We start from the raw sequence: 23,798 nt of genomic DNA on the forward strand, positions 1-23,798 counted from the left end.
TGACTCCTGACTCCTGTACGGGCGGGTTCACCCGAAATCTTCGTCAGAGTCAGAGATCTTTGGTAAACCCGCCCCTACGACTCCTTTTGACAACTGATAACGGATTTACAACTCAAATTCTACTTTGACGACATCCGCAGCCCGATGCAGGTGGAAGCCGAGTTTTTCGCAGACTTTTTGCATGGCTCGATTTTCGGCGAGAATTTCGGCAGTAATGCGATCGAGTTTTTCGTCACGTCCGACTTGTAATAGACGACTCAATAATTCCGTACCTAACCCTTGTCGCTGATGGCGATCGCCCACTAACATAGCAAATTCTGCTTCGTTGCAACCGTGTAATTTACTCAGACGACCGACTGCTAATATTTCCCGTGTTGCTGTCTGTGGATGATGGTACTCTGTGACTAATGCCATTTCGCGATCGTAATCGATAAAGCATATCCGCGTTAGTCTTTCGTGGGCGATCCGCTGACTCAACTTAATCAAATGAAAATAACGAAAATAGACACTTTCCTCCGATAGAGTTTGATGAAACTGCACCATTAAAGGTTCGTCTTCGGGACGAATTGGGCGAATGGTCACAATCGTGCCATCTCTCATCGTCCATTGACTCACGTACTGCTGGGGATAAGGACGAATCGCCAGTTTCGGCAACCGATCTTCTGGTGTTTCCGGCGAGTGCAAAACGATCCGCGCATCTAAAGCGAGGAGCGAGTCAGGACGAGCCAGCAACGGATTGATATCAATCTCCTTAATCCACCGCTGTTCGACTACGAGTTGGCTGAATAATACTAAAAGTTGTTCTAGTGCTTCTAGATCGATGCTTTTTCTACCTCTGACTCCTTGCAATGCTTGGTAAATTTGGGTTTGTTCCATCATTCGGCGTGCCAGAGTGGTATTTAAGGGAGGTAGGGCGATCGCTCGATCTTTAAATACCTCCACTAACTGTCCCCCTAAGCCAAATAGCAGCGTAGAACCGAATTGTGGATCGAGACTGCTGCCAATAATCAATTCGTAACCATCCAATTTCAGCATCGGCTGAACGGTAACGCCTAAGAATGGGGAGTCAGGAGTCGGGAGTCGGGAATCGGGTTTTGTAGGGGCGCACGGCTGTGCGCCCATACCAGAATCAGGATTATTTTGGACGTATTGGTTGACAGATGTTTTAATTTTGTGGTAGGCAGAACGCACGGCATCGGCATCGGGTAAATTTAACTGCACGCCGCCGACATCAGTTTTGTGGGTAATGGTTTCGGAAAAAAGTTTCAGGACGACAGGATATCCAATGCGATCGCTATATTCAACTGCTTCTGTTTCACTTCTAGCAATATAAGTTGGCACGACAGGGATACCGTAAGCAGCTAGCACTTGCTTAGATTCAACCTCCGTCAAGAGCGTGCGTCCCTGCTGTCGTGCTGTGTCGATAATTTGTGTCACCAGGGAACAGCTGTTGCTGTCTGCTAAATTTACTGGTAAAGCAGGAGTTTCGTAGATACCGCGCAAATTGTAGCTATAACGCCACATCAGGCTGAAGACGCGGGCGGCTGTATCTGGATATTGATAAGTGGGGATGCCAGCATTATTCAGGATCTTTTCCCCTTCTATAACATCTGCGCCGCCCATCCAACTTGCCAGAATGGGTTTACCCGTCACATTAGCATAGAGTTTCAATGCTTCTGCCGTCTTGGTAGGGTCAGTCATGGCTTGCGGGGTCAAAATGACCAACAAACCATCACTATTCGGGTCTTTTGCTGCTATCTCTAAGGCTTGAGTGTAACGCTGGGGTTCGGCATCTCCTAAAATGTCAATTGGATTGCTGTGACTCCAGTGGGTAGGTAGGAATCGATTCAATTCAGTGCGAGTCTCTTCGGTTAATTCTGATAGTTCGCTCCCCATAGCAATCAAGGCATCGGTAGTCAGTACCCCAGGTCCCCCAGCATTGGTAAGAATCGTTAAGCGCCGACCTTTGGGACGAGGTTGTTTTGCTAACACCTCCGCCATATCAAATAAGTCAGAGATCCGGTTGACTTGCAACACGCCGGAACGCCGGAAAGCTGCATCTAATACCACATCGCTACCAGCTAGCGCTCCTGTATGGGAAGCCGCTGCTTTTGCTGCTGCCTCCGTCCGACCTGCTTTGAGGACGATAATTGGTTTCGTTAGTGCGACTTCCCTAGCTGCCGAAAGGAACGATCGCGCATTACCAATCGACTCCATGTAAATGACGATACTTTTGGTATGAGGATCGTCACCGAGATAGTAAATTAAATCGCCCCAATTGACATCAAGCATGGAACCGATGGAGACAAAGGCACTAAAACCGACATTCTCTTGCTTGCTCCAATCGAGGATCGCCGTGCAGAGCGCTCCACTTTGGCTGATGAAACCAACATTACCAGGTCGGGCGATCGCGCTGGCAAACGTAGCATTCAACCCTGTATGCGGACTCATCACTCCCAGGCAGTTAGGTCCGACAATTCGCAGATTACCTCGACGTGCTTGTTCCAGTACTTCCCGTTCTAACTCGATCCCATCTGCTCCAGCTTCTTTAAATCCAGCCGAAATAATAATCGCACCTTTAACTCCTGCGGCAACACACTCTGCGATCGCTCCTGGTACGGCGGGTGCGGGAATTGCTATGACTGCTAAATCGACTGGCGCGGGGACATCTTGAATGGTGGGATAAGCTTTAATTCCCAACACGCTAGGACGTTTGGGATTGACGGGAAATACAGTTCCACCAAATGGATTGCTGATGAGGTTCCATAGCAGGGTACGCCCGACGCTACCTTGTTTTTCACTAGCTCCAATTACAGCGACGTTCTGGGGGGCAAAAATAGAGTTGAGGGGATTGCTCGACTGCTCGGAGCGAAGAATGTCATGAGCGCGTTCGGCGATCGTTGGCTGGGTATATTGTTGACTCACTGTTGCTTGCCTTGGGAAAGTCAAAAGTTGAAAGTCAAAAGTCAAAATGAGTTAGTTTTGTTTTTTACAGACTCAATAAATTTCTGCAAAACAGGCGCGCGATCGCCCTTTCGCCATGCTACAGCAATTTCAATTTCAGGGGTTGGTTCGATAAGCGATCGATATATCACCCCGGCTCGCTGCAAATTTTGTAGAGAAGTCGGTACTAGCGCTACTCCTACACCACCTGCTACTAAACTAATACTGGTTTGTAGTTGGATTGCTTCTTGCACTGCTATTGGACTAAACTCTGTTTGTTGAAAAAATTGCCTAATTTGATTGTAAAGTCCACTACCTAAACGCGCAGGTGGCAAAATGAATAATTCTCGTTCCAAGTCTCGGATTGATATTTGAGTGGATGTAGCGAGAGGATGAGTTGCTGAAATTGCGATCGCCATGCCTTCTTTTAACACAGAAACTATTTCTAACTCTATTTCTTCTAAATCGATAGATAAGTAAAGAATACCCGCATCAATTTGCTGTTGTTGTAACTGCAAGATTTGTTGCGGCGTTGTCAATTCATGTAAATCCAATACTACCTCTGGACATCGTTCTCGAAAGGCATTTAATAAGGTGGGTAAAACGCTATATGTCGCCGAACTATTAAACCCCAAGCTCAAACGTCCAATTTCGCCGCGACTCGCTCGTTGTGCTGCTTCCACAGCTTGCTCGATTTGCCCAAGAGACTGTCGTACTTTTTCTAAAAATACTCGACCCGCAGCAGTCAATTCTACACGTCGTTTAGTGCGATCGAACAACCTGACTCCAATTTCAGCTTCTAAATCGCGGATTTGCTGACTTAACGGTGGTTGAGCAATATGCAGGCGTTCGGCGGCGCGACTGAAATTTAATTCCTCTGCAACCGCCACGAAATAGCGCAGGTGGCGAAGTTCCATGATGGTCATTGGTCAATGGTCATTAGTTGACGGTTGACGGTTGACGGTTATTGCTCCTCAGCTCCCTCAGCTCTCTTCCCCGACTCCCGACCTCAAACTGATAGTTATATTTTATAAGTATAAGTTTTGCATGAAATATATATTGGACATCTGAAAAAAGCTTTTCTACAGTACTGATAAGTACGCAATGGACATATCAGATGAGTCATATAAATATTCAAATTCGGCTCGCAACAGTTGAGGATTTAGAGCAAGTGTTTTCATTTATTCGTCAGAAAGCAGCATTTGATGGATGCTTGGATGCACTACAAGCAACCCCCCAGCAGCTAGAGAAAACTTTATTCGGGCGATCGCCACTAGCGAGAGTATTATTAGCAGAAGTCGATAACTGCGCGATCGCATTTGCCTTATTTTTCTATACCTACTCCAGTTTTCTCGCCAAACCGAGTATCTGGCTCGACGATTTATTCGTACAGCCACATATGCGCGGACAAGGAGTCGGAACCGCATTACTCAACTACTTATCAACCCTTGCCAGCGAGAACGATTGCGGACGCATAGAATGGACGGTGAACGCCAACAACAATCGCGGCATCGAATTTTACCAAAAACAAGGCGCACAAATCCTCGATCGCATCCGGCTGTGTCGTCTCAGTTATTAATCTGGAGCGAGGAGTGAGGAGTGAGGGAAAGAAGAGAGCAGAAGGAGTAGAAGAGCAAGGGAAAGAGAGCTAAGGGAGCTGAGGGAGAAAAGTTACTGCCAACTGTCAACTGTCAACTGTCAACCAACAACAAATGACCAATGACAAATGACCCTTAAAATTATTTACGGCACACATGGAGATCGATCGTGGCAAAGATTAACGATAACTACCTAAAACTCAAAGCAGGCTACCTGTTTCCTGAAATTGCGCGGCGGGTGAATGTATTTGCGGAGGCGAATCCCGAGGCGAAAATTATCCGGTTGGGAATTGGCGATGTCACCGAACCATTACCAGAAGCCTGTCGCACGGCGATGATTCACGCTGTGGAAGAAATGGGCGATCGCGCTACTTTTAAAGGCTACGGTCCCGAACAAGGTTATGCTTGGTTACGGGAGAAGATTGCTAGCCACGATTTTCAATCGCGAGGATGCGATATTGATGCTTCAGAAATTTTTATTTCTGATGGTTCTAAGTGCGATACGGGCAATATTCTCGATATTTTTGGTAAAGATAACAGAATTGCCGTTACCGATCCTGTATATCCCGTGTATGTCGATACGAATGTCATGGCTGGACATACGGGAGAGGCAAATGAGAAAGGTGAGTATGGCGGTTTAGTCTATCTTCCCGTGACGGCAGAAAACAACTTTACTGCCGAAATTCCGACTCAAAAAGTCGATTTAATCTATCTCTGTTTCCCTAACAACCCTACAGGTGCGACAGCCACGCGGGAACATCTCCAAGCGTGGGTAAACTACGCCAAAGCGAATAACTCGATAATTTTCTTCGATGCTGCCTACGAAGCATACATTACAGATCCCGATCTACCCCATTCTATTTATGAAATTGAGGGGGCTAGAGATTGCGCGATCGAATTTCGTTCTTTTTCTAAAAATGCTGGCTTTACAGGTACGCGCTGCGCTTTAACTGTCGTACCCAAAACCCTCAAGGCAAAAGCTGCTGATGGTTCGGATGTGGAATTGTGGAAATTGTGGAATCGTCGTCAATCCACTAAATTTAATGGTGTATCTTACATCGTGCAGCGCGGTGCTGAGGCTATTTATTCGGAAGCAGGTAAATCACAAATTGACGCTCTTGTCAATTTCTATTTAGAAAACGCCAAAATTATCCGCACTCAACTAACGGCTGCGGGTATAGAAGTTTATGGCGGCGTGAATGCACCTTATGTTTGGGTAAAAACCCCGCACGGTTTATCCAGTTGGGATTTCTTCGATAAATTGCTGCAAGTTTGCAATGTAGTGGGAACCCCTGGTTCTGGATTTGGTGCGGCTGGTGAAGGTTACTTCCGTATCTCTGCATTCAACAGTCGCGAAAATGTCGAAGAGGCAATGAAACGGATTGTCGAGAAGTTTAAAGTGTAGAGCAATTTCAATTTAGCGATCGCATACACTGTAGGAGCGGGTTCGCTACGAAGCTAGAAGATAAACCCGCTCTGACTCGATATATTGTCAATCTCCCTATGACTACCACAAGTTCTGTCGTCAAACCTGTTAGCCAAATGCAGCTGGCTCCTGGTAGTGTAGTGACTATTCCCAACGTTAGTTGGCAGGAATTTGAGTTAATCTTGCACGAATTAGGCGAACATCGAGCCGCAAGAATAGCCTACAGTCAGAATACTTTAGAAATAATGGTTCCCTTACCCGAACACGAACGACCAAAAGATATAATTTCAGATATTATTAAAATCTTGTTGAAAAGAACGGGTAGAAGATACGAACCTTTTGGTTCAACTACTTTTAAACAAGAGAGTGTAGCAGGGGTTGAACCCGATGCCTGTTTCTATATTCAAAACTATCAACGTATGATTGGTCGTCGCAGATTAGAACCTGGCGATCCTCCTCCAGATTTGGCAATAGAAATAGATGTAACTTCTAAAACAACGTTAGATGCCTATAAAGATATTGGCTTTCCCGAAATTTGGATTTATGACAGTGGTAGGTTAAGAATTTATCTCCTTAGCAACGGTGAATATACCGAGTCTAATGCTAGCCTGACTTTTCCTCAACTACCTTTAAATCAATTTATTTCTACTACAGCAGAACGTGCTTGGCAGGTAGGAAGCGTACAAGCTTTAGAAGAATTTGAAGAGGCGATCGCCACCTATCAAGTTAACAGCTAGCAATCGCCATAAACTCGCTTATTTATCCTGACTAGATTCCGATTCTTCTGGACGCTGATATGCAGGAGGATAGTCTACAAATTCATCGATTCTAGTTGTATTAGTTGTAGCTCCTTCTGGTAAGATATCTTCTGTAGGATCGGTTGATTTATCGGCAGCAATATCCATTTGACCCGCTGCATTTGTATTCGATTTATCGCTTGTGCCTTTATGACTTGCATGACCACTAGGCATAATCTTTTCCTCAACGCATCTACGTATCAGCTTAGACAGTGCGATCGCCAGATAAACCCTATCAAAAGACTTAGATCTAAAAATTTTTAGCAAAGCATATTTGTAGAGACACGCATTTGTTGCAGGCGCATAGATGTGTGTTTTGTAGTGGCGCACAGCCGTGCGCCACTACAGTTCGTGCATTAATTTTGTACGTCTATATCCTAAGATTGTTGTCAACCGTTTTACATGTAAGGTAATAATTTATCTACTAGTCAATAAACTAATTTCTCATATGAAAGATTCGGCTATTTTAAGTAAGATTCTGTCTGAAGATAATTCGCCAGAAGCAATTTTTTCAGCTTTACTACCAGCATTAGGAGATCTATTACAATGCGATCGCTGTTTTCTCTATTTATGCCATCCTGAAACTAATATTGGTAAAGTTGTGAATTGTTGGTGTCGCAGTCCTGAATATCCTGATGTAAGAGATTCAGACTGGAAAGCAGAACCCGCTGACTTAGGAAACGAAGACCCTCTATTTGCAGCCGCTTTGCGTGCCGAACCATCAATTTTTGTGGAAGATGTAGAGACAGCAGATCCAAAAGTGGTCAATAAAGATTTCGAGCATAAAACTTTCGGACACCGAGCCTTAATTCACGCTCACATATGTTACGAAGATCGACTATGGGGTATTTTACAACCCTGTGTATTCGGTCAACCGCGAGTTTGGACAAAGGCAGATCGTGAAATAATTTCTGCTGTAATAGCTAAGCTCACGCCTATAGTTATTAATTATGTTACATCTACCCAGAATTAAACAGTAGGGTGGGTATCGCTCACCTACGCGATCGCAATTTTTTCTGTTAATTGTCCCGTGCCGTAACCGAGATCTAAAATCCTTTCTCCTAGCTGTGGCGACAGCAACTCTAGCAGCGATTCGCCGTACTGCCACACAAACCCATGTTTACTCTCGTAGAGGGATGTATTCCAAGCATTTTCTGGCATATTTTTGTCTTCGTCCCCTAGTTTCCCGAGCATCAGGTAAGCGGTAATATCCACCTGTAGTAGTATAGCAACACGATCAAAAGAGTTGACAGATAAACTCATAACGAGTACGCTTTGTTTGTATGTTGATTTGTGAAGTTAAGGAGATACCGTGCTGTCTAACCGCGAAGGACAAAAAGTACCCAGCGTTAAATTTCGGACTCGCCAGAATAATGGCTGGTTAGATATGTCTACTGATGAGATATTTAATGGTAAGACAGTTGTAGTTTTCTCGCTACCAGGGGCGTATACGCCAACTTGCTCGTCAACCCACGTTCCGGGCTATAACGATTTAGCACCAGCTTTCAAAGAGAACGGTGTGGATGACATCATTTGCGTTTCTGTCAATGATGCCTTTGTCATGAGCGAATGGGCAAAAGACCAAGGTGCAGACAAGGTAACTTTTCTTCCCGATGGCAACGGCGAGTTTACTGGCGGAATGGGAATGTTAGTAGACAAATCGGATTTAGGATTTGGTAAGCGTTCTTGGCGCTATTCCATGCTCGTAAAAGATGGTGTAGTAGAAAAGATGTTCATCGAGCCAGAGGAACCAGGCGATCCCTTTAAAGTATCCGATGCGGAAACCATGCTTAATTACATCAACCCAGAAGCAGCAAAACCGAAGTGCGTCTCTTTGTTTGCCAAAGTCGGCTGTCCGTTCTGCACCCGTGCCAAGGAAATGTTGCAAGAACGCGGTATTGAATACGAAGAAATTGTTTTAGGACAAGATGCGACAACCCGTTCTCTACGGGCAATGACGGGAGCAATGACAGTACCGCAAGTCTTTATCGATGGAAGACTCGTTGGCGGTTCGGAAGCATTAGAAGCCTATTTGAGTACGAATTAAATAAGTCAAAAGTCAAGCATTCGTAGGGGCGGGTTTTGAGCGAAGATTCTTGGTTCAGATGTCCATCTACTTGCTAAACCCGCCCGTACAAAAGTCAAGCATTCGTAGGGGCGGGTTTTTTGCAGCTCCTTGTGAAAAAATCAATAGTTACGCGATTAAACCCGCCCGTACTCAAAATGTTTATATTAACAGTGACAATCGGCGTTTCGATCGCATTGATGGTGTAAGTTAAATGCGCGATCGCTTAGTACGCGAAGTCAGGAGTAAGAAGTAAAAAGACTTTAGCAAGCGGTTGCAAAGGCGGGAAAATCATTAACAGTAAGTGGCGCTCTGATGTATGCTTTAATTGCGAATGCGCGACTTGTGACTTGGTAACTGCTCCCTTATCCCTGCTCCTTGCTCCCTTTGACTTTTGACTTTTGACTTTTGACTTTTGATTCTCTCCAATGACTGAGTACTCGTACTGCCCTAAACTGTCACAATCGCGATAGAAGACTGAGGAAAGGATAAACAAGAATGATTCCGTCTTGGTTAGCGATTGGAGGAATAACGTTTCTTGTCGCCTTCGGTGGCTTTTTCTTTAAGCCTCGCGATTTGAAATGGGCAGTTCAACTGGAACGCCCACATTGGTTAACTTTTGAGCCATTAATTCCAGTAATATGGATGGTGATTTTTACTTGTGGGGCAATTTCAGCTTATATTGTTTGGGAAGCAGAACCAGGTAGCCTCAAGACCTGGTTATTAATGGGATTATACCTAGTTTTAGAATTAATTACCGTTGCTTATTTACCAGTGACGCTACAACTACGCAGTTTGGCGATCGGTACGTTTGTGGGTTTTACAGGCGTACTTTTAAGCGTATTGTTGTTACTAGCTGTCTTGCAAATTTCTGGATGGGCAGCAGCTTTGCTCATACCCTATGCAATTTGGAGTCCCATCGGCACGTTTACAACCTGGGAAATGATTCGCCTCAATCCTACAGAGCAGTGAACAGTTGTCAGTTATCAGTGACTAGTGACTAGTGACTAGACCAATAAAGAGTCTAGCCACCAGCCACCAGCCACTAGCCACTCAGTACTTACTACTCACTTAATCATGATTAAATCTTGGATGGTAATCGGGGCTGTGACGCTGTTGGTGGCACTCGGTTCAAATTTCTTTACACCAAGCGATCGCAAATGGTTTAAGCGCCTGCGCCGCCCCAATTGGTTGACTTTTGAAGCGTTAATTCCCGTCATTTGGACGGTCGTATTTATTTGCGGTGCTTGGTCGGCTTATATCGTGTGGGAAAATACAGGTAGTTGGTTGCTGATGGGGTTTTACTTGTTGGTAGAAATTCTCATTGTTTCCTACACGCCTGTAATGTTTAGAACTCGCAGCCTCAAAATTGGGACGATTATCGGTGGTACGGGTGCGATCGCCGGTCTATTATTAGCCTTAACTGTCCTGGGCGTTTCCCCTTGGGCGGCGGCTTTACTCCTACCGTATCTAATTTGGAGTCCGATTGGCACTTACACGACTTGGGAAATGGCAAAATTAAATCCCCAGGATGTCTAACAATTAAGTTGTAGCTTGCTTCTACCCCTGTTTGCATGTAAGTTGATACACTAAAAGCTCAACCATTACTTCGATCGCGGGTAAAATCAGCACATAATGTTACCTGAGGCAACCCCTTTCGGGAGTCATTTATGCCGCAGGACAATTCAATTGCAATCGAATTTCGCGATGTCACGTTCATTCAAAACGGACGGGCGCTGGTATCAAATCTCAATTTCACCATCGGTCGAGGTGAAGTCTTAGTCCTATTAGGGCGTAGTGGTAGTGGCAAAACTACCACTATGAAGTTGATCAATCGCCTGTTCGTCCCTTCTCACGGTGAGATTCTGTTTGAAGGCATTCCTACAACCAAGTGGGATGAAATCAAATTACGCCGTCAGATGGGATACGTGATTCAGGAGACAGGTTTGTTTCCGCATTTCACGATCGAACGAAATGTCGGCTTAGTGCCAGCTTTAGAAAGTTGGAAACCCAAACAAATTAAGGCACGAGTTTACGAACTTTTACACTTAGTTGGTTTGGAACCGGAGCAATTCGCTCATCGTTATCCTCGCGAACTTTCTGGAGGACAACGACAGCGTGTAGGAGTTGCTAGGGCGCTAGCTGCCGATCCGCCAGTGTTATTGATGGACGAACCTTTCGGCGCGCTCGATCCAGTCACTCGTCTAGAAATTCAACAGCAGTTTCGCCGCTTGCAACAGCAATTAGGCAAAACCGTAATTTTTGTGACGCACGATATTCAGGAAGCTTTTATTTTGGCTTCTCGAATTGGTCTTATGCAAGCAGGACGGATGCTGGTGTTAAGTACACCAGAAGAGTTTTTAAAATCTCCCAAGCCAGAGGCGCGTGCTTTTATCAAAGGGTTACCACCGTTTGCTCAGATTTATAATTCTGGTGAGAAGAACGGAAAATGAACTTGAGTGAATTTTTTCTGGTGAAGTACGCGCCGGAGATTTTACAGGAAACTGCTACCCATATCCTCTTGGTAGGAATTTCAATTGGTGTTGCGACTTTGGTAGGTATTCCGCTAGGGATATGCATCACCCGTAAACCCAGCCTGCGTCAGCCAATCTTGGGAATTGCTAACGTGTTGCAAACAATTCCTAGTTTGGCACTATTTGGATTTTTAATTTCCGTGCCGCTAATTGGCGGAATTGGGGCGCGGACGGCGATTATTGCTCTAACCCTCTATTCTCTTCTACCAATTATTCGCAATACCTATACAGGAATTATTAACGTCGATCCGGCAATTCGCGAGGCAGGAAAGGGGATGGGCATGACCGATCGCCAGTTACTCTTGCAAGTCGAGGTTCCGTTGGCGCTAGGGGTGATTTTAGCAGGGGTAAGGGTAGCTACGGTGATTGCTATTGGCGTTGCCACGATCGCAGCAGCAATTGGTGCTGGCGGCTTAGGCGTGTTTGTATTTCGGGGAATTGCAATGGTGAATAATCAGTTGATTCTGGCAGGGGCAGTTCCGGCGGCGGTGTTAGCAATTTTAGCAGACTGGGCGATCGCCACTTTGGAACGCCGTTTAACGCGCCGAGGGAATTGGGAGCAAAGGAGTAGAGGAGCAGAGGAGCAGGGGGGATTGGTGCAGTCTTAACAGCGATCGGTTATCGTAGGAGCGGGTTTTAACCAAAAATTTTCGGTTCTAGCAGTTAATTTATTTGCTAAACCCGCCCTTACAAGAATCAGAGAGCAGGAAGCCTATGCTTGAAAGCATAGGATTGAGATGTAGATTTTACTCAACTAAATAGGTGACATAATTGCAGCGCGAATTTGTTCGATATACTGATAAAAATTACCGCTGTTAAGCCGATAACTTAAAGGATGGGCAATTAATCTTGCCGTACTTTCAAACAATGTTTCAATCTCGATTAATCCATTTTCTTGTAGCGTTCTACCAGTAGAAACTAAGTCAACAATTGCCTCAGACATACCTGTAATTGGTCCCAATTCTACAGAACCGTATAAAGTAATAATTTCTACTGGTAAATCTAAATTTTCAAAGTACTCGCGGGCGCAATTAACAAACTTAGAAGCAACTCTTCCGTGAGCCGGTAATTCTAAAGCCGAACGATAAGGACTAGAAGCTTTGACGGCTACAGAGAGCCGACAAGAACCGAATTTTAAATCGGCTAGATTGGCAACTTTCGGTTTTTTCTCGCGCAATACATCGTAGCCAACAATTCCTAATTGTGCCTGTCCGTATTCTACGTAAACGGGTACATCTTGCGCCCGTACTAATAAAGCTTTGGCAATATTATTCGAGTCTTGAATCTGTAATTGGCGATTGCTAGAATCAAGAAATGCACTAAAATCTAAACCAACTGATTGCAACAAACGGATACTATCTTTTAAAAGTGCGCCTTTGGGTAGTGCTACGGTAATCATGGCTAGGGAGTAGGGAGTAGGGGAAGAAACAGAAGACAAGTCCTCATTCTCACAAAAAACTATTATGCCCTGAAACTAGAACGATCGCGATTGTATAATTCTGATTTTCTACATGAGTGAGACACTGCCAGATTGTAGCCAGTGTCAGAATAGAAATATTGCGTAATCTATCCGTGCAGCCACGATTGATATGAAAATTTTGTTAGTTGACGATGAAGTTGAACTAACCGATCCCCTGAGTCGCCTCCTCAGCCGTGAAGGGTACGAGGTTGATGTGGCATATGATGGGAACAAAGGTAGCAATTTGGCTACTCAGAAGACTTATGACTTGTTGATTCTCGATTGGATGCTTCCCCACCAATCGGGGTTAGATATTTGTCAGCAATTACGGCGCAGTGGTAAAAATACACCTGTTCTCTTCCTGACTGCTAAAGATACGATAGACGATCGCGTGCAAGGTTTAGATGCGGGTGCAGATGATTATATTGTGAAGCCGTTTGAGTTACGAGAATTACTTGCAAGAGTCCGCGCTTTGTTGCGGCGAGGTGCTGTAGATTTGAATTTAGCTACAACTCAACGTTTGCAAGTTGCAGATTTAGAATTAGATGTGGATAACCGCCTAGCTTATCGTCAAGGACGCACGATTGAACTATCAGAAAAAGAGACTAAGCTTTTAGAATTTTTTATGCGTCATGTCGGACAAGTGTTAACTCACGATCAAATTCATCAATATTTATGGACTGAAGAGGAACAACCGAGCAGTAATGTTTTAGCTGCTTTAATTCGGTTATTAAGACGCAAAATTGAAGCTAAAGGAGAAATAGTGTTAGTTCATACTGTTTATGGTAAGGGTTATCGGTTTGGGGATGGTAATGGGTAGTTGGTAGTTGGTGGTTGGTAGTTGGTAGTTGGTAGTTGATAGTATTGGATATATGGCGAATATATCATTACAGATACTACGATCTATTAAGGCAATATTCTAATAAATATAAAATATTTCCATTTGTCTTTTTGTGTTCGTATTCTCTCACAACTTTTCCACCCAATGCTTCTGGAATTTTGCGACTGGCAATGTTGGCGCGATCGACAGGATAAAGAAAATATTCACAATCTAAATTCTGCTCAGCCCAACTTTTGATACCTCTAATTGCTTCTAGCCCATATTTATAACCGTGGGCTGCTTTTTTTAACCAAATGCCAAATTCTGGAGTCTTACCAAGCATACCATGAAGACCTGCACACCCTAAGAATTCTTGCGAATCCTTTTTTAAGATAACTAGTATTAGATCGCTACCCTTTTCTAAATCTACAATTGCCCTCTCAATAAATGCTTCAATTTCAGAGATATGCTGGGGGGACTGCGGACACATATAAGTAGTAATTGTCTCGGTAAATTCCGAAAAAATTTCTTCTTTATATGCCATTGATACAGGTTTTAATCTGAGACGATCTGTCAATATCTCCACATTGAGTAAATCCATTTTTATGTCACGCATCAGCCGTAGGCGTTAGCGATAGCGAAGGCGAAGCCGTTAGCGTAGCGTTAGGCGCAAAGACGCTAAGAAGAACACAAAGAATACTCACCCCTCGCTCCTCACTCCTCACTCCTCCAAAACAAAACCAGCGTCGCGAATCATGTCTAAATCCATTTGTGCTGCTTGCCCTGGGGTGGTGAGGTAATCGCCAATGAAGATGGAGTTGGCGGGATATAATCCTAACGGTTGGAGCGATCGCAAATGGACTTCTCTACCTCCGGCAATCCGAATTTCTTGTGATGGTAGCAAGAATCGAAATAAGCATAATATTCGCAAACAGCGTTGCGGATTGAGTTGTTGTAATCCTGCGAGTGATGTACCTGGAATTGGGATCAAAAAGTTAATTGGTACACTTGTCACTTCCAATCGTCGCAGTGACAGAGCTAAATCGATGATATCGTCGTCTGACTCGCCCATGCCCATTATTCCGCCCGAACAAGTTGTAATTCCGGCAGCTTTAACATTTTCTACCGTTGCCACGCGATCGCTAAATGTGTGAGTCGTACAAATTTGTTCGTGGTGCGACTCTGCTGTATTGAGATTGTGGTTGACTCTATCGACTCCGGCTGCTGCTAAACGCTGCGTTTGTGACTCACTCAACAATCCTAAACAAGCACAAATTTTTAAATCGTAATTTGCCTTGACTTCTCGCACGGCTGCTAAAAATTTGGCAAAAGTTGTTTCATTAGGCGATCGCCCAGACAGTACCATGCAAAACGTACCCGCTTTTAAACTAGCTGCCCGTGCTGCGGCAGCTAAAATTTTCTCTTGTGCCATCAACGGATATTTCTCAATTTCTGCTGTCGAGATTTTTGACTGAGAACAGTAATGGCAATCTTCAGGGCAAAGTCCACTTTGGGCATTGAGTAAAAAGTGCAGTCGAACCCGATTACCCCAATAATGTTTGCGAACTTTGTATGCAGCTGCTAGCTGTTCGAGTAACACTTCATCAGGGGCGCTGAGTACGGCTAAAGCTTCCTCACGGCTGAGGATATCTCCCGCTAAGGAGCGATCGGCAAGTTGGTTCCAATTTGGTAAATTGATAGCTTGTAGCATGGTTGGATGGGGAGTTAAGAGTTCGTAGGGGCGCACAGCCGTGCGCCCCTATAATACGAATTAGAGATCGTCTACAACCCGACGAATGACTTCGTACACAGATTCGAGTTGAGGTGGGGTAATGCAGTAAGGTGGCATGAGGTAGATGGTATTACCTAGAGGGCGCAAGAGGAAGCCTAATTCGAGAAAGCGCGATCGCAATTTTGAACCTGTGGCGTTTAAGTAGCTTTCGCTTTCAGCTTTCAGATCCAGGGCTGCTATTGTACCGCAGATGCGGGTACGTTCGATTTTTGGGTGTCCGAGCAGCCATGTTTCCATGTAGCGACGGTGTAAGGCTTCCATTCCCCTAAATGCATCTGGATTTTGAGTTAATAATTCTAGGGAGGCGATGCCTGTGGCGCAAGCTAGGGGATTTCCCGTGTAAGAATGACTGTGGAAGAAGGTGCGATCGATGTCGTCGCTGTAAAAAGCTTGATAAATCTCCTCTGTTGCTACAGTCACAGATAGAGGTAAACAGCCACCTGATAAACCTTTAGATAAGCAAAGTATATCGGGACAGGTACTTGACTTTAAACAAGCAAATAATTCTCCCGTTCTACCAAAGCCTGTCATAATTTCGTCATAGATCAGCAGCACGCCATATGTACGGGCGAGTTGAGCGAGTTCTTGCAAAAATTGGGGACGACACAGGCGCATTCCTGCGGCTCCCTGTACTAATGGTTCGATAAATATGCCTGCATAGCTGTGCCGATTTTTTTGCAATAATTCTGCCAGTTGCTCTAAAGCCTGTGCTTCGCGGCTAGCGACGTTTGGATCTTCGTCGAATGTCGCAGGAAAAGGTACGACATCTGTTGCAAACATCAAAGTTTTGAAAGTTTGCCACCAAGGAGAACTACTACCAACTGACATTGCGCCTATAGTATCGCCGTGATAGCCGCCTTCAAAGCTAATGAATCGAGTTCGTTGTTTTTCCCCTTGGTTAAACCAATACTGGTATGCCATTTTCAGCGCAACTTCGATCGCTGTAGAGCCGTTATCGGAGAAAAATATCCGTGTCAGAGACTTAGGGAGACGTGCCACTAGTTCAGCGGCTAATTTTTCCGCTGGTTCGTGGGTAAATCCAGCAAAAATAACCTGTTCTAGTTGTTTTGCTTGTTGATAAAGCGCCTCAGCGAGTACGGGATGGCTGTGTCCGTGGATCGTCACCCACCAACTCGAAATACAATCAATAATCTGCCTGCCATCCTCCAATTCCAACATCACCCCTTCTCCCCGTTTAACTTTCAAAGGAGGAGGAGCCGTTTTCATCTGGGTGAAAGGATGCCAAATTGGACTGTTACTCATAAGTAGGAGATAGGTGTAGAGTGTGTGGGAAGTGTGGGAGCTGAGGAAGTTGGGGGAGCTAAGGGAGCAATTCTAACCACCAGCCACCAGCTACTAGTCACTCTCCACTGATAACTGACAACTGATAACTGAATAACTGATTTTCTGCTTGACTGCTGTTGAAAGTTAAGCGAAACTGACAAATAATTACTGTGCGAGTTCACTCTATTGCTAAATTTTGTTAACTTTTTCATCTATATAATTCGATGGATGAAACATTATGTAGCAGTAGGGATATTAAGATAGGGGATCGCGTCGCTCGAAGCAAGCCATCCTGCCTAAAAGCTGGATCTAAGTGTCAGATAACCTTAAAACCTGTTGTGTTGGCTAGAAGCATGGAAACCTTAGAATTTGTCATCTATCCCGATGGTCGCGTACAGGAAAAAGTCACGGGGATCGTTGGTTCCTCCTGTACTGAAGTTACGGCAGCGCTGGAAGCAGAACTAGGGCAAACCATTAGCCAGCAGCCAACATCAGAATATTTTAATCAAGTTAATACACAAGCTGATGTCTCAATCGCTCAAGCATCGTTTAGCGAATGGTAGCTTTTTTATTTAGTTATTTACCCTAGTTAATTTACGACGATCTAGAAACACTATGTCACACTTTAGCCAAATCAAAACTCAAATCCGCAATTTAACATCCTTGCAAGCAGCTCTCACCGATCTAGGAGTTGATTGGAAATCTGGATCTCGGCAAGTCCGAGGCTATCAGGGACAAACGCGGAATGCCGAAGTGACAATCGAGCAAGATAACGGTTACGATGTAGGGTTTAGTTGGAATGGCAAAGAGTACGAACTCGTCGCCGATATGCAATATTGGCAGCAGCCTTTATCAGTAGAAGGTTTCTTGCGCCAAGTGACGCAGCGTTATGCATACCACACCGTAGTTAACGAAACAGCAAGACAAGGTTTTCAAGTCACCGAACAACAGAAAAACTCAGATGGATCGATCAGACTGTTAGTGCAGCGCTGGAGTGGCTGATGGACGATCTTGGCACATCGAATTATTCTGACTCGGAGCGATCGCATCTAGAACCCGAGTTGGGGGGAAATCTGCGTGATGCTGCCAATCGTTCTGGACTAGAGCCAGAATTGGGCGGTGTTACCCGGCAAAAGGGTGTATACGTTGACGAAATCACTTGTATTGGGTGCAAGCACTGCGCTCATGTCGCTCGCAACACCTTTTATATCGAACCAGATTACGGTCGCTCTCGTGTTGTCCGTCAAGATGGTGACGTGGAGGAACTGATCCAAGAGGCGATCGATACTTGCCCGGTAGATTGCATCCACTGGGTCGATTACACTGAGCTGAAGCGGCTAGAACAAGATAGACAATATCAAGTCATTCCCCCAGTTGTAGGATATCCCGTAGAGGGGGCGGTGGCTGCTGCCCAAAAGCGCCGTCGTAAACAACAGTTAACCCGCAAAAAAGCCAAGTATTGATCGAATCAACTATCCAAACAGGCGATCGCCTACTGAGGAGACTGCAAAACAGTCTCCTTGTTTTTTTTCGTACAGACGTGACACGGTCACCCATACCCATAAAACCTTTTTAGTCGCCAGCGAGTGTGAGGTAGGGCGACTTGAGTTTTATGGTATTATTTCATACCTTGGCTTGTCTCAACAAAAGCGCCAGTTCCCAAACTGGATTTTACATACCAGTGGAGAGTGGCTGGTGGTAAATAGGGTGTGGGGTGTAGGGAAATTTTGAATGCGTGAATGCGTGAATTTTGAGTTGCTCCCTCAGCTCCCTCCTCTCCCTCAGCTCCCCCTCTCCCTTGTTTCCTCACTCCTCACTCCTCGCTCCTCGCTCCTCACCCCTAGTTTTGTTCTAGGAAGGACTGCACTTTCCCGTCAGCGCCGAGTATGACTCTGACTCTGGGTGTTTCGCCTTGGGGGTTAGCGGAGACAAACGGTTCGCCGATTAATGGTAAACCAGAGCGCTCGATGTAGTTTCTAGCTGCTTTGCCTAAAGGTTCGATCCGCTGCACCGAGCCGTCTACATCTAGGACAATACTATACTCCAACGGCTCGCTGAGTCCAGAGGGGGGTTGCCAACGCTGTTGGAAGTATTCTCTTACCTCATTAACTTGTGGTGTAGGGGCAAAAGCTGCCGCTTGGGGTGCTTTTTGTGACGGTTTAGCTGGCGGCTCTTCAACTGGCTTGCCTTCCAAAGCCGCTCTAATCCTTTCTCTGGGTGTCAAGCCTTCTACCGATGGTGGCGGAGCTGGATTGGTGGGTGGTGCGGCAGGAACATCGATTGTGGGGGGAGTCTGAGCTGAGCGATCGGGAGTAGGAGGACTGGGAAGATTATTATTGGTGGTAATTCCTGGTAAGGTAGCTAAGCTATCTGGTTGCACTGTGCCATTATTAGCTGGTTGGTTAGCTGCTGGTTGGTTAGCCGATTGTTTAGGTGTTTGAGTAGAACCAGACGGTGCTTGAGCAATACCAGGTAAGGGGCTAGCTCCAGCGTTAGGCGGTGCAGGTGGAGCAGTGGTTGTAAAAGGTGGCGTGGTTGGTGCGGTAGACAGAGTCGTGTCTGATAGAGGTGAGGGAATTGGCGAACTCCCCACAGTTGGCGTATTTGGTAAATTCCCTAAAGTTGGGCTTGTCGTCGGCGATGGGAGATCGCTTGTGGGTGGCACAGACGGTATAGCCTCTGGAGATAGGGTAGGCGAGGGAGAAGGCTGTTGTGGCGGACGACTAGCTGTTTGTGGCTCGTCAGAACGGTTGAGCAGATGTACGAGTCCTGCGGTTAAACCTACTCCTACCAGGAGTACGGCTGCTATCCCTGCCCAAGCTGTAGAAGGAGTCGTAGCAAAACGAGTCGGACTATTAAAGTTGGCTGGGACAGCTAAAACGTCGGCAGCATATTCATCTAAAGCGTTTGCTAGATCGAATAGTTGCGTCATGCTCAAAGGAATGAATTGCCCCGTACTAGGAGTTGCTAAAGCTCCTAAAAATAAATTGTGGGATAATCCTTCACCAGGTTGAATGTATATTCCTCCTGCTGGAGCTGGTGCAGGCGTGCTAGAGGAATCTAATTCGGCTGGCTTGGTGGGTGTATTGGCAGCATCTTCTACCAGCAAAGCATTGAATCGTTCTGGCGATGAAGCGAGAACTCTCTGCACGTAGTTTTTGACAACTTCATGCAATTCTACGAGAGAGTGGCGATCGCCCTGAATGCGAATCTGCTCTGCTTCTGGCAGTTGGGAGTCATGAAAGCGCACCTCGAACTGAACTGGCGCATTCATCGAGCTAGCGCCCCGAGCCGCTCCTGACGTGCGCTCGGTAACCTGTAACGTACAAGAAGCTTGCGTGTATTTTTTAACAACTGGTTCTGACAGAGACATAAGCGGGGAGTAGGGAGTAGGGAGTAGGGAGTAGGGAGTAGGGAGTGAGGAGTGAGGAGTGAGGGGACAAGGGAAACACAGATTACTGGTCACTGGTCACTGACAACTGATAACTGATAACTGGTCACTGATAACTAGCCACCAGTCGCTTTCCCGACTCCCTAGCTATAATTGCGAACGATCGAGTAAGGTAAGCCATAAGTGCCGATGACCGACAGCACCGCTATAAAATAACAGATCGACTAAGAGCTTAAAGCCTAATTGACTCAGCCAATTGGTTGATAAATGTTCGGCATCTTCCATGCGCTCTTGATAGAGATTGCTGAAACTATCAATGTAGTCGCCCAACACGCCGATTTTATGGGGAACTTCTCGATTGGCGATCGCCTGCTCTAACAACATGACGGCGCGGCGAATTTGAGTCTGATATTGTTTGGCTAGATGACAAATAATTAAAACTAGCGATCGCGCCTCTTCTATATCTAATTTTTTCCTACCCCCGTCACCTTTACGTAAAGGATTGGACTGCCTCAAGCGCCACAATGCCACGCGATCGGGGATTTTTGTTGCCAAATTTAATTCTTCTGCTGCCGATAACATTGCCTCAGAACCAATACCTACTAATGCTTCTAGCGCCAACAGTATCAGATCGAGTTGAGCTTTGATATTGTTGAGCTGCACGGGTGCAGGCTCGGCGCGAGTGAGATCGTTCCACTTAGTACTTTGATTGGGAGATTGGGCGCTAGAGTGCATAGTCTTCAGCATAGGTGGTACGACTAAGATACACTGAGCTGTTACCCAATTTGAAACCGTGTTTCTTTGGTTTTGGCTTGTTTTCTCCAGCTAGCAACAAATTTGCCGCTCAAGCAGCTCAGGTTCAGAAATTTTGCTCAGTCATTTTTTACCACATCCTACACGTTGACGCTACCGCAAAAAAGCTACTGTCACCCCAGAGCCACCATCTTCAGGAGCCGCAGCCTCGAAGCGACTTACCATAGGATGCTGTTGCAAAAAATTGTGAACTCCTTGTCTCAGTTTCCCCGTACCGTGACCGTGAATAATCCATATTGTTCCCGACGCTTCGGCGATCGCCTTATCTAGCACGATCTCCGCATCAGCCACCCGACTACCTCGAATATCGAAGGTGTTTTGGGAAGTCCTGATTGTGGGGGAGTCGGTAGGGGCGCACTGCTGTGCGCCCCTACTGGGGAGTCGGGAGTCGGGAGTCGGGTGAGTGGCTAGTGGCTGGTGGCTAGAATGGCTTCCTTGTCCCCCTTGTCTTCCTTGTCCCCCTTGTCTCTTCTCTTGAAAAGTTGCTTTTTTCCCATCCAGCGATTCAATATCCTCTAGCTTGACGGTCATTTTCATCAGTCCGAAGCGGACGATTAATTCGCCGTCATCGTTGGGTTCGTTCAAAACTTCTGCGGTTTGCCCTAAACGGGGAATGCGAATGCGATCGCCTGCTTGGGGGCGAAACCCGGCTTTGGGTTTGGGTGTTGGAGCAGTATGCTGTTGGGCAAGCCGATCGATCGCCACCGTCGCTTGCTGTGCGGCTTGAGCTGTAGGAGATCCTTGCTGCAACTTGCGAATCACCTGAGCAATTTCCGCTTTAGCTTGGGCGATCGCCTGTTGAATTGCTTGTTCTTGAGAAGCACGTAATTCTCGTTCTCGCGCGTCTAGCTGAGCAGTCCGTTCTGAGAGTTGACGATACAATTGCTCTGTTTGTTGTAATAACTGTTGGGCTTGGGTGGCTTTCGTTTCTTGTTGTCGCCGTTGGGCTTCAAGTCCGGCGATTACCTGGTTCACATCTTCCGTTGCTTCTCCTACCTGGTGTTTTGCTTGCTCGATTACCTCTGGTTTTAAGCCCAAACGAGCAGCGATCGCTAAAGCATTAGAGCGACCTGGAATCCCCCACAATAAGCGATAGGTAGGCGATAAAGTTGCCTGATTAAATTCCACCGAGGCATTTTCAAACCGCTCGTCTTGATATTTCAACGCTTTCAATTCACCAAAGTGAGTTGTCGCCATACTCAGCTCGGCATTATCGGCAAGGTGACGCAAAAGGGCGATCGCCAAAGCACTGCCCTCGACTGGATCGGTTCCCGCACCGACTTCGTCGAGTAGAACGAGTGAGTAGCTAGTGGCTGGTGGCTGGTGACTAGTGGCTAGAATTTCTTCCTTGTCTTCCTTATCCTCCTTGTCCTCTTCTCCCCTGCTCCCTGCACCGAAGCGCTCCCTGCTCCCTACTTCACCAATCGCCTCTAATATCCGACTAATCCGCCGAATGTGACCGGAGAAGGTCGATAGGCTCTGCTGTAATGACTGTTCGTCACCAATATCTGCCAATACCATGTCAAACCAGGGAATTTCTACAGGTTCTTTGGCAGGAATAAATAACCCAACTTTTGCCATCAAAGCTGCTAAACCAAGGGTTTTCAGCGCTACCGTTTTCCCTCCAGTGTTGGGTCCGGTGATCGTAATGACGCGAATCTGGGGCTGAACGATAATATCTACAGGAATGACTGGCTGCCCTTGTTCGTGCTGGTTTTGCCATACGAGCAGGGGATGGCGCAGTTGGCGCAAAGTTATATTTTCCCCCTGGGAGCGATCGCAAAAGCGGGGTGGATTGGCTTGCAACCAGTAGCTATAACGAGCGCGGGCGCTGGCAAGGTCTATTATCGTTACAACTGCTAGCAAATTTTCTAAATCTGGCTTGACGGCTGCGACTTGCTCGGTTAATCGCCTGCGAATCGCCTCTTCTTCTGCTTGCTCTCTGGCAATGTATTGCCGCAGTTGATTGCCTAAAGCCACGATCGCGTTTGGCTCTACATACAAAGTTGCTCCACTCATGGATGCATCGTGGACGATCCCGGGAATTGCATCTTTTTGCGGTGCTTTGACGGGAATCACGAAGCGATCGCCTCTTTGGGTGATAAGTTGTTCCTGTACGGCGTTGGCTTGGCGCTGTAAGATTCCTTGTAGAGTTTGGGTAATTCGTTGGCGCAATTGCCGCACGCGATCGCGAATCTCGGCTAATTTAGGGCTAGCGCGGTCTGCTACCTTACCCTGTTCGTCGATACAGTACAAAATATCCTGTTCTAACTCAGGATCGGTTTTAACAGTAGAGACTAATTCCTGTAAAACTGGCAAATCTTGCTGTTGGTCGATGCTGCGCCGTAACTGTCTCGTTCCGGTGAGAGTTGTGGCGATCGCGAGTAACTGCTCTGCGGTTAATATACCTTGTAACTCTGCTCGTTCTAAAGATTCGCCAATATCTTGAATTCCGGCAAACGACAACCCAGCACTCAGACGACTATCTAACTCGTAGACTTCTTTGGTTTGGTTCAACAATTCCTGACTTTTTGCCTGCGTGTCGGGAATGACCAAATTCCGAGCGGCGATCGCTCCTAGTTTAGTCGCCGTAAAAGTTGCCAAGTGCTGACACAAGCGCGACCATTCTAATAGTTCTAACGTTTCTGATTGAATCAAAGCTTGGTGGTTCAATTTTATTAAAAGGAAGCAGGGAGCAGGGATTAGAAGACAGAATTTATCTCAAGTAATTATTCTGTCTTTGATTTAAAACTTTTAGATCGCAGAAATTCAAATAAAAGGCTTTTAGATATCAAATCTACGTTAAATTCAAGCAAAAGCTGAAAGCTATAGCTTTTTTGACTGGGTTCTGTGCGTGCGATCGCGAATTTTTTCGC

25 protein-coding genes and 1 pseudogene are annotated in these 23,798 nt (G+C 45.9%); 14 read left to right on the top strand and 12 right to left on the bottom strand.

Annotated elements, in window-relative coordinates:
- Nucleotides 1–105: 105 nt before the first annotated feature.
- Both acs and QH73_RS09640 read right to left on the bottom strand, forming a co-directional pair.
- Nucleotides 106–2,949, bottom strand: a complete 2,844-nt coding sequence (gene acs / locus QH73_RS09635; protein ID WP_201278063.1) for an acetate--CoA ligase alpha subunit — start codon at nucleotides 2,947–2,949, stop codon at nucleotides 106–108.
- Between the two features lie 17 nt (nucleotides 2,950–2,966).
- Entirely contained in the window at nucleotides 2,967–3,869 is a 903-nt protein-coding gene (locus tag QH73_RS09640) for a LysR substrate-binding domain-containing protein (RefSeq protein WP_309476468.1), read from the bottom strand.
- A 191-nt stretch (nucleotides 3,870–4,060) separates the two neighbouring features.
- Between QH73_RS09640 and QH73_RS09645 the strand changes: the two genes are divergently transcribed.
- The 3 genes from QH73_RS09645 to QH73_RS09655 all read left to right on the top strand — a co-directional run bounded on the left by QH73_RS09645 (nucleotide 4,061) and on the right by QH73_RS09655 (nucleotide 6,704).
- A complete protein-coding gene (locus QH73_RS09645) occupies nucleotides 4,061–4,522 on the top strand; it encodes a GNAT family N-acetyltransferase (protein WP_039716598.1) in 462 nt (153 codons plus the stop codon).
- 188 nt (nucleotides 4,523–4,710) lie between these two features.
- The gene (locus QH73_RS09650; RefSeq protein WP_039716597.1) at nucleotides 4,711–5,946 is read left to right on the top strand and encodes an LL-diaminopimelate aminotransferase; all 1,236 of its coding nucleotides are present in this window, start codon (nucleotides 4,711–4,713) and stop codon (nucleotides 5,944–5,946) included.
- Nucleotides 5,947–6,044: 98 nt separating this feature from the next.
- Nucleotides 6,045–6,704, top strand: coding sequence for a Uma2 family endonuclease (locus tag QH73_RS09655; protein WP_039716596.1), 660 nt, complete (start codon nucleotides 6,045–6,047; stop codon nucleotides 6,702–6,704).
- An 18-nt stretch (nucleotides 6,705–6,722) separates the two neighbouring features.
- Here the strand turns inward: QH73_RS09655 and QH73_RS09660 are convergent, their stop codons facing one another.
- Nucleotides 6,723–6,938 (bottom strand): hypothetical protein, encoded by a 216-nt coding sequence (locus QH73_RS09660; protein ID WP_039716595.1) that lies wholly within the window; start codon nucleotides 6,936–6,938, stop codon nucleotides 6,723–6,725.
- A 274-nt stretch (nucleotides 6,939–7,212) separates the two neighbouring features.
- Between QH73_RS09660 and QH73_RS09665 the strand changes: the two genes are divergently transcribed.
- A complete protein-coding gene (locus QH73_RS09665; protein WP_039716594.1) occupies nucleotides 7,213–7,737 on the top strand; it encodes a GAF domain-containing protein in 525 nt (174 codons plus the stop codon).
- A gap of 32 nt (nucleotides 7,738–7,769) precedes the next feature.
- Here QH73_RS09665 and QH73_RS09670 read toward each other — a convergent pair.
- Nucleotides 7,770–7,925 (bottom strand): annotated as a pseudogene (locus QH73_RS09670) (SAM-dependent methyltransferase); the annotation flags it as partial.
- Nucleotides 7,926–8,076: 151 nt separating this feature from the next.
- On the opposite strand from QH73_RS09670, the gene QH73_RS09675 reads away from it, so the two are divergent.
- The 6 genes from QH73_RS09675 to QH73_RS09700 all read left to right on the top strand — a co-directional run bounded on the left by QH73_RS09675 (nucleotide 8,077) and on the right by QH73_RS09700 (nucleotide 11,971).
- Nucleotides 8,077–8,811, top strand: a complete 735-nt coding sequence (locus QH73_RS09675) for a glutathione peroxidase (protein ID WP_039716592.1) — start codon at nucleotides 8,077–8,079, stop codon at nucleotides 8,809–8,811.
- 58 nt (nucleotides 8,812–8,869) lie between these two features.
- A complete protein-coding gene (locus tag QH73_RS09680; protein ID WP_165587652.1) occupies nucleotides 8,870–9,043 on the top strand; it encodes a hypothetical protein in 174 nt (57 codons plus the stop codon).
- Nucleotides 9,044–9,327: 284 nt separating this feature from the next.
- Nucleotides 9,328–9,801, top strand: a complete 474-nt coding sequence (locus tag QH73_RS09685) for a TspO/MBR family protein (RefSeq protein WP_039716591.1) — start codon at nucleotides 9,328–9,330, stop codon at nucleotides 9,799–9,801.
- A 105-nt stretch (nucleotides 9,802–9,906) separates the two neighbouring features.
- Nucleotides 9,907–10,368 (top strand): TspO/MBR family protein, encoded by a 462-nt coding sequence (locus QH73_RS09690; RefSeq protein WP_039716590.1) that lies wholly within the window; start codon nucleotides 9,907–9,909, stop codon nucleotides 10,366–10,368.
- 131 nt (nucleotides 10,369–10,499) lie between these two features.
- Nucleotides 10,500–11,282, top strand: a complete 783-nt coding sequence (locus QH73_RS09695; protein ID WP_039716589.1) for an ATP-binding cassette domain-containing protein — start codon at nucleotides 10,500–10,502, stop codon at nucleotides 11,280–11,282.
- Nucleotides 11,279–11,971, top strand: coding sequence for an ABC transporter permease (locus tag QH73_RS09700; protein WP_132866862.1), 693 nt, complete (start codon nucleotides 11,279–11,281; stop codon nucleotides 11,969–11,971). The genes QH73_RS09695 and QH73_RS09700 overlap by 4 nt, the downstream gene beginning before the upstream one ends.
- Nucleotides 11,972–12,117: 146 nt before the next feature.
- Here QH73_RS09700 and hisG read toward each other — a convergent pair whose 3' ends face one another.
- Nucleotides 12,118–12,762 carry an ATP phosphoribosyltransferase gene (hisG, locus tag QH73_RS09705; protein ID WP_039716588.1) on the bottom strand — a complete coding sequence of 215 codons (645 nt, stop codon included), beginning with the start codon at nucleotides 12,760–12,762 and terminating at the stop codon, nucleotides 12,118–12,120.
- 190 nt (nucleotides 12,763–12,952) lie between these two features.
- Between hisG and rppA the strand changes: the two genes are divergently transcribed.
- Entirely contained in the window at nucleotides 12,953–13,642 is a 690-nt protein-coding gene (rppA, locus tag QH73_RS09710) for a two-component system response regulator RppA (protein WP_039716587.1), read from the top strand.
- Nucleotides 13,643–13,718: 76 nt separating this feature from the next.
- On the opposite strand, the gene QH73_RS09715 is transcribed toward rppA, so the two are convergent.
- The 3 genes from QH73_RS09715 to bioA all read right to left on the bottom strand — a co-directional run bounded on the left by QH73_RS09715 (nucleotide 13,719) and on the right by bioA (nucleotide 16,697).
- Nucleotides 13,719–14,243 (bottom strand): GNAT family N-acetyltransferase, encoded by a 525-nt coding sequence (locus QH73_RS09715; protein ID WP_039717664.1) that lies wholly within the window; start codon nucleotides 14,241–14,243, stop codon nucleotides 13,719–13,721.
- Between the two features lie 120 nt (nucleotides 14,244–14,363).
- Entirely contained in the window at nucleotides 14,364–15,353 is a 990-nt protein-coding gene (gene bioB, locus QH73_RS09720) for a biotin synthase BioB (protein WP_201278064.1), read from the bottom strand.
- Between the two features lie 60 nt (nucleotides 15,354–15,413).
- Nucleotides 15,414–16,697, bottom strand: a complete 1,284-nt coding sequence (gene bioA / locus QH73_RS09725; protein WP_039716586.1) for an adenosylmethionine--8-amino-7-oxononanoate transaminase — start codon at nucleotides 16,695–16,697, stop codon at nucleotides 15,414–15,416.
- A gap of 374 nt (nucleotides 16,698–17,071) precedes the next feature.
- Here bioA and QH73_RS09730 point away from each other — a divergent pair, with 374 nt between their 5' ends.
- From QH73_RS09730 to QH73_RS09740, 3 genes are read left to right on the top strand one after another with little or no spacing between them, the layout of a single operon-like run.
- Complete coding sequence (locus QH73_RS09730) at nucleotides 17,072–17,281, top strand: DUF2997 domain-containing protein (RefSeq protein ID WP_039716585.1); 210 nt, start codon at nucleotides 17,072–17,074, stop codon at nucleotides 17,279–17,281.
- A 52-nt stretch (nucleotides 17,282–17,333) separates the two neighbouring features.
- A complete protein-coding gene (locus tag QH73_RS09735) occupies nucleotides 17,334–17,720 on the top strand; it encodes a DUF1257 domain-containing protein (protein ID WP_039716584.1) in 387 nt (128 codons plus the stop codon).
- Nucleotides 17,720–18,181: a ferredoxin gene (locus tag QH73_RS09740; RefSeq protein WP_132866866.1), complete on the top strand. Its 462-nt coding sequence runs from the start codon at nucleotides 17,720–17,722 to the stop codon at nucleotides 18,179–18,181. Before QH73_RS09735 ends, QH73_RS09740 begins: the two co-directional genes overlap by 1 nt.
- A 155-nt stretch (nucleotides 18,182–18,336) precedes the next feature.
- Here QH73_RS09740 and QH73_RS09745 read toward each other — a convergent pair whose 3' ends face one another.
- The 4 genes from QH73_RS09745 to QH73_RS09760 form a co-directional block, all read right to left on the bottom strand.
- Nucleotides 18,337–18,528, bottom strand: a complete 192-nt coding sequence (locus tag QH73_RS09745; protein ID WP_132866868.1) for a hypothetical protein — start codon at nucleotides 18,526–18,528, stop codon at nucleotides 18,337–18,339.
- A 30-nt stretch (nucleotides 18,529–18,558) separates the two neighbouring features.
- A complete protein-coding gene (locus QH73_RS09750; RefSeq protein WP_165587653.1) occupies nucleotides 18,559–20,184 on the bottom strand; it encodes a DUF4335 domain-containing protein in 1,626 nt (541 codons plus the stop codon).
- 72 nt (nucleotides 20,185–20,256) lie between these two features.
- Nucleotides 20,257–20,856 carry a DUF3038 domain-containing protein gene (locus QH73_RS09755; protein ID WP_015154474.1) on the bottom strand — a complete coding sequence of 200 codons (600 nt, stop codon included), beginning with the start codon at nucleotides 20,854–20,856 and terminating at the stop codon, nucleotides 20,257–20,259.
- Between the two features lie 159 nt (nucleotides 20,857–21,015).
- Entirely contained in the window at nucleotides 21,016–23,580 is a 2,565-nt protein-coding gene (locus QH73_RS09760) for an endonuclease MutS2 (RefSeq protein ID WP_039717662.1), read from the bottom strand.
- Nucleotides 23,581–23,798: the final 218 nt, after the last annotated feature.

Origin of the sequence: Scytonema millei VB511283 (assembly GCF_000817735.3) — a bacterium.
GTDB classification, from domain to species: domain Bacteria; phylum Cyanobacteriota; class Cyanobacteriia; order Cyanobacteriales; family Chroococcidiopsidaceae; genus Chroococcidiopsis; species Chroococcidiopsis millei_B.